Here is a 16,014-nt window from a genome sequence, read left to right on the forward strand (position 1 = left end):
TTATTCCTCCTTTCCTGTCAAGAAATAAATCGTATCCAGTTGAAAGGTTTCGGCGGCGGCTTTTACGTCTTCTGCGCCGATTTGTTCCACCTGCTGTAATAGCTGATCCGCTGTTCGATCTTTTCCTGACAACTGGCGGTTGAAGTCGTAAGAGATCATTTCAAAAGCTGAATCCGGGATCTCAGAAAGCTGATTGCGGATCATAGCTTTGGTCTGGCTAAGCTCCAGATCACTGATATTGCCAGCTTTTATTTCTTCCAATTGCTTCTCTATAATGTCCACGGCTTTGCCGTAATTTTGCGTTTCGATACCGGATTGAATCGTTCCAATGCCCTTATGTCCGTCGTAACGAGACGAAGCATAGTAAGCAAGACTTGCCTTCTCACGTACATTAACGAAAAGTTTAGAGTGTGGATACCCTCCTAATATACCGTTGTACATAAGCGCGGAGGCGTAGGAATCATCCTTATAAGTAATCGAGGTGCGTAGTCCCAGGTTCAGCTTGCCCTGACTGACATCCAGCTTCTCTTCTACTGTCCGTACCTCATTAACCGATACAGGGACGAACTTAGAGCTATATAAGCCCACCTCGGACTGAATCCGACCGAAATGACGCTGTACAAGTTTTTCAACTTCGTCAACTGTTGTGTCTCCCACTACATAGAGATCAAGGATGGCTTCATCCAGCCATGAATTGTAGGATTCATACAAACTTTTCGGAGTGATTCGATCCAGATCCGCTCTTTGCCCCAGAGGGTGAAGACGGTATGGCTCGTTGCGGCACATTTCCTCAATACAACGTTCAGCAGCGTAACGTATCTTGTCATTTACGATGGACTCCAGCTTTTTGCGAACGGTTTCACGCTCCGTTGCAACATACGAAGGTCGGAAGCTTCCGTCTTCAACTAAAGGACGAGTCAGTACTTCTCCTAAGAAAGCGAAGGATTGTTCAAGTAAGTTCTCCTGGTTTTGCACGAAAGAGTCGTTAATGGTATCCATACGGAACTGAACGATTTGGTAATCGCCTCTTTTATAAATATCAAACCCAAATCCAGCGCCATACAGTTCCTCCAAACGCTCGCGGAATTGCGTGGTCTCCGGGTAAGTCGCGGTACCTCTGCGAAGCACGAATGGAGCTAGTGCAGTAGAGGTCACTGTATTCTCGTCAAGAGGAATACCCGCATAAAGTGAGATCGCGTAGGTCTTGAACGCCTTGGTTGGCATAACGTGAATACGCAAGCCTCCAACGGTGCCATGCTGAAATACATTATTAGTCAAGTCCAAAACTCCTTTACGGCGTGGATAGTTGCTCATTATCATGTTTATGAATTATTAACCATTCTAAACCATTCCAAAGTAAGGAAGCAACCGGAAGCCTCTTCCCGGTTGCTCTCTGAAGTTTCTATCCTTCTTTTCTACATACAGAAAATATGCTGACCAATCGTCTTGACCTGAGGACGGGTCCAAATCCATTTAGAGGTCGCTGTTTTAGGATTGAAGTAATACAAACATCCTCCGGAAGGGTCCCAACCATTAAGCGCTTGTTGCACTGCCTTGCGTGCTTGTTCATTTGGCTCCAGATAGATTTGTCCATCGGCTACAGCTGTAAAAGCTCCCGGTTGAAAAATAACTCCCGACGGCGAATTGGGAAAACTAGGTGATTTCACACGGTTTAAAATAACCGCGGCTACAGCAACCTGACCTTCGAAAGGCTCACCTCTTGCTTCTCCATACACGGCATTGGCCATGATCTTGAGATCATTCTCCGATAAGCCCATCGTATTACCTGAAGACAATCCTGGAGAATTCGTTTTATTGGACGTATTTGTTTTATTACCAGTGTTATTCTGTGCTGTCTTATTTCCCGTTCCTGAAGAAGGTTCAGTCGGCTTCCAATTCTTCGTTGCGTTATACAACTTCAGCTTAGTTTTGGCTCCTACAATGCCGTCAGACTTCATTCCGAATTTCCATTGAAACCAGGTTACTGCATTCTTCGTTTTTGGCCCAAAATGACTGTCTATTTTTCCGGCATAATAACCTAAATGCTTTAAACGTCCCTGCAATTCATAGACATCCTGACCTGTTGAACCAAGTTTAATGGGTGTTGTACTGAAAGCCGGCAAGGCTTCTTCGTCAGGATTATTTAACTCGTGGACAAATGACGCAGCAGCACTTTGCTTGGTCTGAACAATGCCATTTCCCTTGAAAAACGTTCCTGCAAACGGCGCGGCTGCAAGTGCAAGAGTTAAAGCAGCAAATATCCACATCTTTTGTTTCTTCATAGGGTTCGCTCTACCTTTCTTTTGTAAGTTCTGCATGGATGGCTAAAGTTATTATGACGACTGTCAGTGCATCCTATGCATTACTAAAAAAGAAGAAATAGCTTTTCATTGTAATCGAGAATTATTATCAACTATAATCAAAATAAGAAAAAAAATGAAGTTTAATATGAATCGTGAATTTAAAGAACCACATTTTACTGTGGAACCACGCATTAAAAGAAATTATAGATATACGTCATACTTCTCAACAATTTAGTGATATGAACTCACAATAGTCCAAGTAACAGGTTCGCACTTTTAGGGAAAAACTCCCTGAAAATAGTGGATATTCTCTGATAATGAATGGAATCAGGGAATTCCTCCCTAAAAATAAGGCCAATTCCTTTATTTCTTACCAAACCAGATGAATTATAGGGAGCTTTTCCCTAATTGTAAGTCTGAGAACCAATAATCTCAGAATTTCAGGGAGAAATTCCCTAATTATTTTAATGAAGCTTCACTAAAGCCATTATTTAAAGTGTCATTTACACTTCTTCAGCATGAGTAAGGGGTCGACTCCAAGTAGTATGAACTACTTGGAGTCGACCCCCTTTTACTGTCTATTAAAGGCTCAAACTGACTTGTCCAGCTTAAGAACTGATCTTGTTATGCTGATACTGCTCTAGTGATACAAGCACCTCACGCGGCTTGCTGCCCTCGTAAGGCCCTATTACCCCACGAGCCTCCATAGAGTCAATCAAACGGGCTGCACGGGTGTAACCAACCCTCATCCGGCGCTGTAGTAGCGAGACTGAAGCTTGCTTCGCTTCAAGCACGATCGTTACGGCCTGCTCATATAATTCATCCTGTGGCTCCTGGTCTTCAGCAATTGTGTCATCAACCTCTGGAACAATGGACTCGTCATATTCTGCTTCACCTTGACTGCTGACATATTGAACGATTGTCTCAACCTCTTGATCGCTCATAAAGGCACCCTGCACACGAATCGGTTTAGAAGCCCCCATCGGTAAGAACAGCATGTCTCCCCGACCTAACAGCTTCTCCGCACCTGGCATATCCAGAATGGTACGCGAGTCTACATTGGACGATACACCAAAAGCGATACGAGATGGAATATTAGCTTTAATCAGACCTGTAATGACATCAACAGAAGGACGCTGAGTAGCGATGATTAGATGAATACCTGCTGCACGCGCCATCTGTGCGAGTCGACAGATAGCATCCTCTACATCGTTAGCGGCAACCATCATCAAATCCGCAAGCTCGTCCACAATAACAACAATATACGGAAGTATCGCAGCTGGATTCTCTGCCATCAGCTTATTATAACCTTCCATGTTACGCGTTCCTGATTTGGAGAAGAGTTCATACCTTTTCTCCATTTCCACAACGATCTTCTTCAAAGCTAAACTCGCCCGCTTCGGATCAGTAACTACTGGAGCCAAAAGATGGGGAATCCCATTATAGACATTCAGCTCTACCATCTTCGGATCTACCATCAGGAATTTGACTTCATTGGGTTTAGCTTTATATAAAATACTCGTTATAATCCCATTAATACAAACCGATTTACCCGAACCCGTTGCACCAGCTACCAATAGATGGGGCATCTTCGCTAAGTTCCCGATAATCGTCTGACCTGAAATATCACGTCCAAAAGCAATAGATAGTCTGGATTCAGCTTCCTGAAAAATCTGTGTTTCCATAACTTCACGCATAGTTACAACAGACACTTCGGAATTCGGTACCTCTATCCCAATGGCTGATTTACCTGGAATTGGCGCCTCCATACGAATATCTTTGGCTGCAAGAGCAAGTGCAATGTCATCCGTAAGATTAACAATGCGACTAACCTTGACACCAATATCCGGCTGAATCTCATACCGTGTAACTGCTGGACCTCTAACTACTTCAAGAACCTTTGCCCGAACACCAAAGCTCTCAAGTGTAGCTTCTAGCTTACGGGCAGTCTGCATATAATCATTCTGATCCCCCGCTTTACCACTGTTGTTAGGTTTGGCTAGAAGACGGAAAGATGGCAGCTTATAAGGCTTGGGTGGAGGCGGTGCCGGTGGAGCAGGAATGATCTCCCCTTCAGGAGTTGCAGTTAACAATCCATCCAAGTCTATGTTCACATTTTCCTCAGGCTCATCTGAAGGTGGTTGATTAACTGCATTAACCCCAGTAACAGGAGCTTTGCCGGTAACACCACGAGCCGCAGGAGAAAATTCACTCCATTCCTCCCGATCTTCTTCATTCAGCCCTTCTGAGCGGATATGCTCAAAAAAGTCTCGGATAATTGGAGTCACAGGTTCCATATCCATATCAGCATCATCAAAATCATGATGGATATCTTCAAGTGGCGTCACACGACTATTTGCTGAAAGCCCCGAAATGATCAGACCCTGCGAAGCACTTGTTACAATCGGCCCCTGATCATCCTCAGGATCTACATCTACCTCTGGATGTGTTGATCTTGAGAACCAGCCCGATATTTTTTTCAATAGGACAGGTTGTTTGCGATTAGGCAAATAACGATCATCCTCTTCCTCTTCGTCATCCTCTTCATAGACAGGCTGCTTCACTGCCCGTGTCTTAGCGGGTGCCGCTGCTTTGGAAGGTCTCGCTGCTACTGGGACAGCCTTCGGACGGTTTGCCGCATGAAGACGAATCCCTTCCACAAACTTAACGGTACGCACTCGCAAAAGAGTAATAATCTCCACATAAGAGAGATTTGTAATTAACATAAAACTGATGGCAAGCATGACGATCATTAGCAGCTTAGCTCCCAGACTACCAAAGAGCCACAGGAGTGCAGCATACTCCAAACCGCCGATATATCCACCGCTAATATCCTTACCCAGCATGTAAACATTACTATTGTTAACACCGGGCGAAAGAGATCCCGAAAGATCATTATGTATTTGTGTCATCACGTTGCCAGGATGAAGCAGTGACAACGGGCCAAGCTTCTGCTCCATTGCAGATATCGTGCTCATAAGGCACATGGATAGCAGAAGCAGAAGCACGCCTGTATGCCTACTGTTCCAAGATGAAGGCCATCTTCGGTGGATCATAACCATAAGACCGTAAAAAATACCGACAAGCGGCAACACAAAATAAAATCTCCCTAATAAATAACCCGCCATACTTGAAAGTGATCGCCCTACCGCCGCTTCACCGGACAGAGCAATAACGGATATCGTTATTAGTAAAATTCCATAAATTTCATATTTTAAAACGCTGCCGAGCAGCGCTTTTTTCTTTTTCTTTTTTCGTTTAGCCACGCCAGCCACCCCCGGAACAACATTATACCATATAATGGCGTGGCGTACCTATGTTCTCTTTTGTCAGAAAATGAATCTTTATGTTAACGTAATTATCGCTCCAGGAGAGAACGATGGATCCAAATAACGCTCCAAAGGACAATCCAGCAATCTTACTATGCGAGCGCGTCCTTCCTCCATTGGCTCAACCTGCATTAGCATCCCTTGAACACTAACTTCTCGCGTTGTAGCGTAATTATTAAATGCCCCTTCCCACACCTGTTCCATCGACATTATCGTATAAAGTGTCATTGCGTAAGCCCTCCCGAAATTGCTGCAGTAGGCGCTGCAGAGAAATCTCCACCAATCATGCGGTTAAGATGTGCTAAGGCCGCTCCGATCCCGCCTACCTCATCCATGAGCCCATATTTAACGGCATCGAGTCCCCCAACGGCGGTTCCAATGTCACGATTGAGCTCACCCGTCTTAAACATCAAGTCACGGAACTGATCCTCAGAAATCCGAGAATGAGAAGTGACGAATTTTACTACCCTCTCCTGCATTTTCTCCATATATTCGAACGTTTGTGGCACACCGATTACCAAACCATTCATACGAATCGGATGAATCGTCATCGTTGCACTTTCCGCAATAATCGAATACGTAGAGGATACAGCGATTGGAACGCCAATACTATGTCCTCCTCCAATGACAACTGTTACTGTCGGTTTAGAGAGAGAAGAAATCATTTCGGCAATCGCTAGACCAGCTTCGACATCTCCACCTACAGTATTTAAAATAATAAGCAGACCTTTAATATTCTTATTTTGTTCAGCTGCCACCAGCTGCGGAATGATATGCTCATATTTTGTTGTTTTGTTCTGAGGAGGCATAACAATATGACCCTCAATTTGACCAATAATCGTTATGCAAAAGATATCCGGTTCACCGCTAGGAACCGCTGTTTGTCCAAGCTCTTTTATTGCACCCATTGTATTGGGCGGCATATTCTCATTTGTGCTCGGATTTCCCTCTTGTGGTATAACTTCCTCATTCTTTGCTCCATTTGATCCATCCATGTAGTTCATCTTCGCAGCTCTCCCTTTTCTTATGCAGCTCTGGTCTGCTATAGCCTTACTAACTTTCATTAGTATGACATTTCAGGGCCCCGCATTATGCAACCCTCTCCTTATGATGTGAATATAAACAATACAAAAACCCCTTTTCCCGTAGAAACCGTCCAATATTTCCGGGGAAAAGGGGCCAATGCCCTAGCTATATATTTATTTAAGGAGAATTCTCCTTACACTTCCATGATAATTGGCAAAATCATCGGTCTACGACGCGTTTGCTCATACAAGAAACGACCGAGCGAATCTTTTACGCTTGTTTTAAGCGAAGCCCACTCATTTACTTTCTCACTCATCAGGCGTTGCAATGTACTGGAAACAATTCGGTTCGCTTCGTCGAGCAGTCCTTCGGACTCACGAACATAAACGAAACCACGGGAAATGATGTCAGGTCCGGAGACAATCGCACCATTTTGTTTGCTAAGTGTAACCACGACAACCAAAATACCATCCTGAGACAGCAGTTTACGGTCACGCAATACAATATTACCTACATCACCTACACCCAGACCGTCAATCAATACGTTACCAGCCGTTACTTTACCAGCTTTACGAGCGGCACCGCCTTGAATTTCCACAATCTCACCGATTTCAGTAATGAAAATGTTCTGAGAATCTACGCCAACAGATTCTGCCAAAAGGGCATGTTTGCGCTGCATACGATATTCACCGTGAATTGGAATGAAATATTTCGGTTTCATCAGGTTGAGCATAAGTTTAAGCTCTTCCTGGCTACCGTGACCGGATACGTGAACGCCGGAATTGGAACCGCTATAAATAACGTTAGCGCCAAGACGGAACAATTCATCAATGGTACGGCCTACATATTTCTCGTTACCTGGTACCGGTGTTGCCGCAATGATAACAGTATCACCAGGCAAGATATCTACTTTACGATGACTGGAACGTGCCATACGGGTCAATGCGGACATTGGCTCGCCTTGGCTGCCTGTGCAAAGAACAACGACACGGTTCGCTGCCATTCTGTTCATTTCTTCAGGCTCAATCAGCATACCATCTGGTACGTTCAAATATCCAAGCTCAGAAGCGATGGATACAACGTTTACCATACTACGGCCAATTACTGTAATCTTACGGCCTGTGGATTCTGCTGCATTAACCACTTGTTGAATACGGTGCACGTTGGAAGCAAAAGTTGCTACAACGACACGTTGTTCAGCCTTGCGGAAAATGTCTTCCAGAACGATACCGACATTCTTCTCAGATGGGGTAAAGCCTGGTTTCTCAGCATTCGTACTATCCGACAAAAGCGCAAGTACACCCTTTTGACCAATTTCAGCCATACGATGCAGATTTGCAAATTGACCGTTGACTGGAGTGTGGTCAAATTTGAAATCTCCCGTATGAACTACGTTACCTTCCGGTGTTTCTATGCACACACCGACGGAATCCGGAATACTGTGGTTTGTTCTGAAGAACGTAACTTTGAGCGAGCTTCCAAGTTGAATTTCTGAATCTTCATTGATCAAAATTCGTTTGGTGTCACCCAGCAAGTTTGCTTCCTTCAATTTGTTCTCTACAAGGCCTAATGTAAGTCTTGTTCCATAAACCGGAACATTCAAGTTCTTCAGGACATATGGGAGACCACCGATGTGATCCTCGTGTCCGTGGGTAAGCACAATCCCTCTTACCTTGTCACGGTTCTCTGTCAAATAAGAGATATCAGGAATTACAATATCAATACCGAGCATATCTTCTTCCGGGAACTTCAGTCCCGAATCCACGACTACTATGTCAGCTCCATATTGAATGACATACATGTTTTTCCCGATTTCTCCGACTCCGCCCAATGCGAAAATCATCAATTTATCGTTGTTGTTTTTTTTGGACAAATGAATCTAACCCTCCTATGATGTTGGACGTCATACTTTTATTGGTAAATATTGAACTTCGATTATTTCAGCGGCGCTGAACACATTCTTCAAACAGCTGATAGCTTCCTTAATTAACAAGGATATTCCTGATATCTGTAAAATGCGCAATGCGAAAGCTCCCGATTCCGGGCAGTAAAGTTCATATTGAAGCGGACAAATGCCGTCAAAATTCACCGTCGCGCCCCTCGCGCGAAGACATGTCAATCATTTACACAGACTCATCTTGGGACCTATCCTGTCTCACAATGTATACCATTGACGGAAGATTACCGCATATTTAATTTTAACCGCACCCAGTCACTTAAGATCATTATACATGATTTTTTTGGCAAAAGACAAGTCACCCTGTCGCGTATCCAAATTCTTTCCTTAAATGTGACCCAATATTTCAGCAAAATATTATAAAAATAAAAACCGGCTCTCCAAAGGAGAAGCCGGTATAAATACTAAAATATCACTGATCAGCACTTATTGAAATAATGCCTCAATAAAAGCCGCTTCAGCTTCTGTAGGTGAAATAAGCGGCAATCTGACGCCTCCAACAGACAGTCCCTTCAGACCTAAAGCATATTTAACCGCAGAAGGATTCGGTAGAGGTTGAGGACATTCGAACAATCCTTTGAAAATTGGGAACAAATGCCGATGAATCTCTCCTGCTCGTTGAACGTTTCCTGAGGTGTATGCGTAGATCATTTCTGACATCTGTGCACCAACGACGTGACTAGCTACACTGATAATTCCGTATCCTCCAACAGCTAGACTAGCTAATCCTGCTGAATCATCACCAGTATATACGCGAAAGTCATCCGAACACGAAGAAGCAATAAGTGTAATTTGATCGACAGATGCACATTCTTTTGTCGCAACAATATTCGGAATTTCAGCAAGTCGTAGGGTTGTGTCTACGCTCATACTTACACCCGTGCGACCTGGAACGTTATACAACATGACTGGCAATGAAGTCTCCGAAGCAATTGCGGAAAAATGCTGATAAAGCCCTTCCTGATTAGGCTTATTATAATAAGGGACGACCAATAGCACGCCATCCACACCAATTTTCTCAGCTTCCTTCGTGAGGTGAATCGAATGTTTCGTATTATTGCTACCTGTCCCAGCGATGATTTTGCAGCGACCATTCGCCTTCTCAAGTACAAAAGAAAACAGCTGCAATTTCTCCTCATCACTTAACGTTGGAGATTCTCCGGTCGTGCCGCAGACAACCAACGCCTCTGTTTTCTGTTCCTCAATTAAATAATCGACAAGCTCTGAAGTTACATCCCAGTTGATTTCTCCATCCCCGTCAAAGGGGGTTACCATGGCTGTTATTAATCTTCCGAAATCCACTTTGAATTCCTCCTTGTCAGCGGTGCAATTCAAACATAGCATGCAGCGAACGCAGGGACTGCACCATGTCCTCTTTCTTCACCAGCACCCAAATCGTTGTATTCGAATCTGCGGATTGGAGAATCTGAATATTTTGTGAGCTAAGTGCCTCAACAATGCGAGCCATAATACCAGGCACACCGTTAATTCCGCCCCCGATAACGGAGACTTTTGCGCAACCTGATAAGCTCTTAGGACGCAAACCCAATTGCTGGAGTACCGAGATGGCCTTTTCTGATTTATCATCGAACACAGTATAAAGTGCTTCCGTAGGTGTTACATTAATAAAATCAACGCTTATTCCGTTGTCGGCCATACTTTTAAAAATTTGCAGTTGAACGCCCGTACCATTCCCGTCTGGACACTCTACAGAAATTTGGGTAACGTTGCTAACATAAGCAATCCCTGTCACGAAGCGATCTACAATGCCACCAGACTGGATGTCGTTGAATCCTTCTGGATTCGTAACCAGTGTACCTTCAGCCTCTGAAAAGGTTGAACGAACTCGCACTGGAATTTGTGCCTGCATAGCAATCTCAACCGCACGTGGATGGATTACTTTTGCTCCTTGATGAGCCATGTTACAAATTTCTGTATAACTAACATACGTTAGCGGTTTTGCATCTTCAACGATCCGCGGATCTGCTGTAAGAATCCCGTTCACATCTGTATAGATATCAACCATATCTGCATGAAGAGCAGCACCCAAAGCAGTAGCAGAGGTATCACTTCCTCCACGTCCCAAAGTCGTCAAGTCACCAGCTTCAGTCTGTCCTTGGAACCCCGTCACTATAACCACTTTGTCTTCACGCAGTTCGCGGAGAATTCGTTCAGGACGCACATCTAGGATTCTTGCATTGCCATAGTTACTATCTGTCATAAACCCAGCCTGAGCTCCCGTTAATACGGTTGAAGCAATCCCTTCATTCTCCAGCAGTCCACAAAGTGTAGTCGCAGAGATAATCTCACCACAGCACATCAAGAGATCCTTCTCACGCTCAGGTAATGCATCTCCATTCTGCACAGCCCAATCCAGTAGAGTGTCTGTTGCATAAGGTTCTCCGCGTCGGCCCATAGCCGAAACTACGATGACCAAACTATAACCGCTTGCGAGCTCCCGTTTGACGTTACGAATTACGTGCTCTCTAGCTTGTGGTGTTGAAAGTGATGTTCCTCCGAATTTTTGTACCAGAATACCCATGTATAATTCCTCCATTATTGTTAAAGCAAACACACTAATCATTCGTAAACAGAACTAATATCGTTTCTAAACGAGAAATTCCATTACAGTACGTAAGCTTATTTCTTAAGTAAAGTTCTAATATTTTGAAAAATGGTTGTACCGCCCTCTAAATGAGGACGGTAGCAGTAGTGCTTATATTGTTTTGGTAGCAATGATCTCAGCAATGGGTATGGCAGATCTTGGCTTTGAGCGTTAACGGCCGTGTCTCTTGATTAAGAGGTAACTCTGACCACGGCGGCATGTAACTTCTCATTGCTCATTTGGTACATCTCCCCTTTTATTGACCGCAACTAATTCTACCGATTCCGCCCTAATCTAGACAGAGTGAAACTTTTCAACAATCATCGGCTGTAGTTGTTTACCTTGCAAAGCGGCATAGCAAGCTTCTGGGATAAGATCCATACGCGCTACTAACGAGTTAGGTTTGCCCTCAGGGTTATCCTGTCCGAATGGCACAAAATAAATATGTTTGGCCACTAGAAGCTTAGCAATATTTGCTGCATTAAGACCTAAGCCATCATTGGTAGATATCGCCAGAACAAGTGGACGTCCATTGCGCATCTGCGATTTTGCAGCCATGAGCACTGGACTATCGGTCATAGCATTTGCTAATTTACTCGTTGTATTTCCAGTGCAAGGTGCTATTGTAAGCACATCCAGCAGCTTGGAAGGACCCAGCGGTTCCGCTTCAACAATTGTAGAAATGATATCATTACCTGTTATATCTTTCAACTGTTTTAGCCAATTTTGCGATGTTCCAAAGCGGGTGTCGGTCCCTAGTACGGATGCTGAAACTATGGGCACTACGTTTGCTCCCCCGTCCACGAAGCGTTGAATTTGCGGCATTACCTCAGCAAACGTGCAGTGAGATCCGGTAATCGCATACCCTACTGTTTTTCCGTGCCAATCCATTTTATTCGTCCCCCTTGATTAAAGCCTCGTCCGATATCGACTGAACCAGCGCATTTGCCATAATAATCCCAGCGCTTTTAGGAGCTACAATGCCAGGGAGTCCAGGTGCCAGCATCGCTTTAATTCCTCTTTTCTCAGCATAACGAAAGTCACATCCACCTGGAGCGGAAGCCAGGTCGACAATTAAGCAATGCGGTGAGATTCGTGAGAGTACTTGTGCGGTGATGATCATACTTGGAATTGTATTAAATATCAGATCAACATCCGGCACATGAAGCAACAGTTCACTGGTCATAAAAGGCTTCCAGCCCATTTCCTCTGCTCGTGCATAATGTTCCTGTTTTCTAACTCCGGCTTTAACACTAGCACCCAGTCCTTGCAAACTTCTTGCCATCGTAAAACCTGTTCTGCCTAAGCCCAGTACCATCGATTTGGAACTGTGAATAGTAAAATCCGTGTTCTGTATGGCCATAACCAGTGCTCCTTCCGCTGTTGGGATGGAGTTATAAATGGCTACATCATCACGATTAAGCAATTCAATTAACTTTAATGAATGCTTAGCGCACATGCTGCGCAAGTAGCTTTTGGCCATACCGCTATACACCAAACAATGGGGTGGCAGAGCAGTAAAATGTTCCTCCAAGAGCATCAAGCGATCAGAAGAAAATAGAGCACTGATATTCCCTTCGTCATCACAACCAACTGTAGGCAACACTAATACATCTGCATTACTAAGCAGCTCTACCGACATCTGTTCTAGGCTAACCCCCGGGCAAGGGGCTTCCCACTTATCGAACCCGGCAGCGCTTACCGTCGCATCCAATTCCACACATTTCCGAATCACTTCAAGCTGTCTCGCGTCCCCGCCCAGGAACACGATCCTGACGCCAGTAAGCATAGGGATGACGCTCCTTTCAACATACACTATCGACTATAGAGCATCTTATGCTGGGCATTCTTAATGGGTGAAAAGCGGAGAAGAATTACTATGCAGGCTTAAATGTGAAACTTATAATTTGTCATATTTGAACAAAAAAAGCTCACAAATCACGCCGATTAGGCATAGATTCGCAAGCTTTTTAATGATTTGTATTATTTTCCAGTGTGACCGAAGCCTCCAGCGCCACGTTCAGTTTCGGATAGAGTATCAACTTCAACCAAATTCACCACTGGTACCGCTTGAAATACCATTTGGGCAATACGCTCATTACGAGCAATCGCAAACGACTCCTGGCCTAGATTGATCAACAACACTTTGATCTCTCCACGATAATCAGCATCAATCGTTCCTGGTGTGTTCAAACAAGTAATCCCATGCTTCAAGGCTAGTCCACTTCTTGGACGAATCTGAGCTTCTAATCCGTCTGGCATAGCTAATGATATGCCAGTTGGAATTAATGCACGTTCTCCAGGTGCAAGAACAACTTCGTTTTCAACAGCGGCATAAAGGTCATACCCGGAAGCCTGTTCTGACATTTTACAAGGAAGATTAACATCCTCGTTTCCAGCTAGTTTATTGATTTGTACGTAATAAGACAAGATCATCTCTCCTAACATTTGCAATAGCTTTATCTGTTGAACCTACCATCGCTAAAGAAAGCGGCTCAGCAAACATATTATCAAGCACACTGTTGATATTGTCCATCGTAACTAACTGAATCTTAGCGATCATATCGTCTAATGTGTTGTGTTTTCCGAGCATAAGTTCATTTTTTCCGATACGATTCATCCGGCTACTAGTACTTTCAAGGCTAAGAATGAGGCTACCTTTAAGCTGCTCCTTGCCTTTTCTCAATTCATCTTCACTGAGGCCCTTAGTAGCGAGTTCGTACATCATTTCTTTAATAAGCTCCATTACATCCTTGGTTTGCTTTGGTGCTGTTCCAGCATAGACCGTGAACAATCCAGAATCCGCTTGAGAACTATGGTATGAATATACAGAATAGGCTAGGCCCCGTTTTTCACGAATCTCTTGGAACATCCGTGAGCTCATCCCACCACCAATGGCATTATTAATAAGCACCATAGCATATTGTAATGGATCGCCAGAACGGACCCCTGGTAAGGAAAGACAAATATGATTCTGTTCTGTTTTCTTGCGGTGGAACAACATTTCCCCATAATAATCCGGTGGAGTCAGCGGCGCAGATGTGCCATGATTAGCAAAAGAACCAAAATGCTTCTCCAGCAGCTCAATCAGTCCATCGCTGATGTTGCCCGCTACACTTATTACCGTATTCTCAATCGTATACTGCTCTTTCATGTAAGCACGAAGATCATCTGGCTTCATCTCCTCTAGCCGTTCCTTTAAGCCAAGGATAGAATACGCAAGCGGATGATCCTTGTAAGCAGCAGCACACATCAAATCATGTACAAGATCGTCTGGTGTGTCCTCGCACATAGAAATTTCTTCAAGGATGACATTCTTTTCTTTCTCCAGCTCTTCAGCATCCATACGTGAACGGAAGAACATATCTGCTAACACATCTACTGCGATAGGCAGATGCTCATCCAGTACTTTTGCATAATAGCAAGTGTATTCCTTAGAGGTAAATGCATTTACATTGCCGCCAATAGCATCGAACTGCTCGGCGATGTCCTTAGCACTATATCGGTCTGTACCTTTAAAAAGCATATGTTCTACAAAATGGGATATCCCGTTGTTTCCAGGGTTTTCATTCCGCGAACCTGTCTTTACCCAGATGCCGAATGAAACGGATCGGCCTGTCGGAATTTTTTCCATTACTACTCGCAATCCATTGGATAATACTATTTTTTCCACTTCAAGTCCTCCTGGCAATAGCCATGTTCTATCTAAATTAATACACGTGCCTATAATCCTACCAGAAATAGATCACTCACTCAACATCAGAGGGGATTAGACGCTCCGCTGAGAGTGTTTGGCTAACTGTACCTAGCTGTAACCCTTTTGCCTTTATCCCGCGTATCATGGCCTTCAGCGCCTTGGAGGATGAGGCAGTCGGATGCATTAGAACAAGTGTACCGGGTTCAGCTTTATTTGTGATTTTGGCAACAATGGATTCAGGAGCAGGATTGCGCCAATCCACTGTATCCACAGTCCAGAGTACGGTCTTTAAGCCCAAACTGCTAGCAATTTCTACTGTCTCTTGATCGAAATCACCTGATGGAGGCGCGAACCATTTATTAGTGACTCCAAGCGATTCCTTTAACAGCTTTTGTGTCTTCTCAATTTCTACGGTAGCCCGCGCTCGACTTAAGGTACTCATATTGGGGTGGGTATACGCGTGATTCTCCATCTCATGACCACGCTTTAGCATTTCTGCAGCAAGCTCCGGATTTTTACTCAACCAGCTTCCATCCAGAAAAAACGTAACTTTCACGTTCTCTTCATCCAGAATATCCAGCATTGGCACAATGTACTGATTTCCCCAAGCCACATTAATCATCAGTGAAACCATCGGTTTCGCCGGATTTCCGCGATATATAGGCTCTGCTCCCAGTTCATTAAGCGATACTTTTGGTTCGATCTGTCGATACACAAACTTAATGGGTTCTTTTGGCGCCAAAAGAGCATTCCGATAGGTACTCTCTACATCAACCTCAAGTCCGTTATAGCCCGGAATGGCTTTCCAGACCCGATCAACCACGGCATCCACTGGAGGCGCATTTAGCTTAGCCGCTGCGGTCTCAATCCTCAGACGAAGATCATTGTTCGCCGCCTTAGGGATATCCTTCCACACTGCAAGCTCATCCTGCGGTTTCAATTGTGCAAGCATGTCCTTGACCGGCCCCTGCGTGCTGCCAATTCCTATCACGATTGCTAAACAAGCAACCACTAATGCCACCTTTTCCGTCTTCATGACGACTTCCTCCCCGATAGAAACGAATTTCAGGTTCGTTCCACACGATTACAAAGACACT

13 protein-coding genes are annotated in these 16,014 nt (G+C 44.3%); all 13 read right to left on the reverse strand.

What is annotated here, in order from left to right:
- The 13 genes from yfmF to ACN6MV_RS18880 all read right to left on the reverse strand — a co-directional run bounded on the left by yfmF (nt 1) and on the right by ACN6MV_RS18880 (nt 15,953).
- Complete coding sequence (gene yfmF / locus ACN6MV_RS18820) at nt 1–1,278, reverse strand: EF-P 5-aminopentanol modification-associated protein YfmF (RefSeq protein WP_419884620.1); 1,278 nt, start codon at nt 1,276–1,278, stop codon at nt 1–3.
- A gap of 137 nt (nt 1,279–1,415) precedes the next feature.
- Entirely contained in the window at nt 1,416–2,282 is an 867-nt protein-coding gene (gene sleB / locus ACN6MV_RS18825) for a spore cortex-lytic enzyme (protein WP_042132275.1), read from the reverse strand.
- A 629-nt stretch (nt 2,283–2,911) separates the two neighbouring features.
- A complete protein-coding gene (locus ACN6MV_RS18830; protein WP_419884621.1) occupies nt 2,912–5,569 on the reverse strand; it encodes a DNA translocase FtsK 4TM domain-containing protein in 2,658 nt (885 codons plus the stop codon).
- Nucleotides 5,570–5,647: 78 nt separating this feature from the next.
- The gene (locus ACN6MV_RS18835) at nt 5,648–5,860 is read right to left on the reverse strand and encodes a YlzJ-like family protein (RefSeq protein ID WP_042128829.1); all 213 of its coding nucleotides are present in this window, start codon (nt 5,858–5,860) and stop codon (nt 5,648–5,650) included.
- Entirely contained in the window at nt 5,857–6,636 is a 780-nt protein-coding gene (locus tag ACN6MV_RS18840; RefSeq protein WP_170880299.1) for a ClpP family protease, read from the reverse strand. Before ACN6MV_RS18840 ends, ACN6MV_RS18835 begins: the two co-directional genes overlap by 4 nt.
- A gap of 215 nt (nt 6,637–6,851) precedes the next feature.
- Entirely contained in the window at nt 6,852–8,531 is a 1,680-nt protein-coding gene (locus tag ACN6MV_RS18845; RefSeq protein WP_042128831.1) for a ribonuclease J, read from the reverse strand.
- Between the two features lie 510 nt (nt 8,532–9,041).
- Nucleotides 9,042–9,917 (reverse strand): 4-hydroxy-tetrahydrodipicolinate synthase, encoded by an 876-nt coding sequence (dapA, locus tag ACN6MV_RS18850; RefSeq protein ID WP_419884622.1) that lies wholly within the window; start codon nt 9,915–9,917, stop codon nt 9,042–9,044.
- 16 nt (nt 9,918–9,933) lie between these two features.
- Entirely contained in the window at nt 9,934–11,157 is a 1,224-nt protein-coding gene (gene dapG / locus ACN6MV_RS18855) for an aspartate kinase (protein ID WP_042128835.1), read from the reverse strand.
- Between the two features lie 357 nt (nt 11,158–11,514).
- Entirely contained in the window at nt 11,515–12,111 is a 597-nt protein-coding gene (locus ACN6MV_RS18860) for a dipicolinate synthase subunit B (protein ID WP_042128837.1), read from the reverse strand.
- Nucleotide 12,112: 1 nt separating this feature from the next.
- Nucleotides 12,113–13,009, reverse strand: a complete 897-nt coding sequence (gene dpsA, locus ACN6MV_RS18865) for a dipicolinate synthase subunit DpsA (RefSeq protein ID WP_042128839.1) — start codon at nt 13,007–13,009, stop codon at nt 12,113–12,115.
- 194 nt (nt 13,010–13,203) lie between these two features.
- Nucleotides 13,204–13,650 (reverse strand): dUTP diphosphatase, encoded by a 447-nt coding sequence (dut, locus tag ACN6MV_RS18870; RefSeq protein WP_419884623.1) that lies wholly within the window; start codon nt 13,648–13,650, stop codon nt 13,204–13,206.
- Nucleotides 13,625–14,893 (reverse strand): M16 family metallopeptidase, encoded by a 1,269-nt coding sequence (locus tag ACN6MV_RS18875; protein ID WP_419884624.1) that lies wholly within the window; start codon nt 14,891–14,893, stop codon nt 13,625–13,627. Before ACN6MV_RS18875 ends, dut begins: the two co-directional genes overlap by 26 nt.
- A 76-nt stretch (nt 14,894–14,969) precedes the next feature.
- Nucleotides 14,970–15,953 carry a polysaccharide deacetylase family protein gene (locus ACN6MV_RS18880; protein WP_419884625.1) on the reverse strand — a complete coding sequence of 328 codons (984 nt, stop codon included), beginning with the start codon at nt 15,951–15,953 and terminating at the stop codon, nt 14,970–14,972.
- Between the last annotated feature and the right edge of the window lie 61 nt (nt 15,954–16,014).

The organism is Paenibacillus sp. B-A-8, from assembly GCF_048572915.1.
Classification (GTDB): Bacteria; Bacillota; Bacilli; order Paenibacillales; family Paenibacillaceae; genus Paenibacillus_AQ.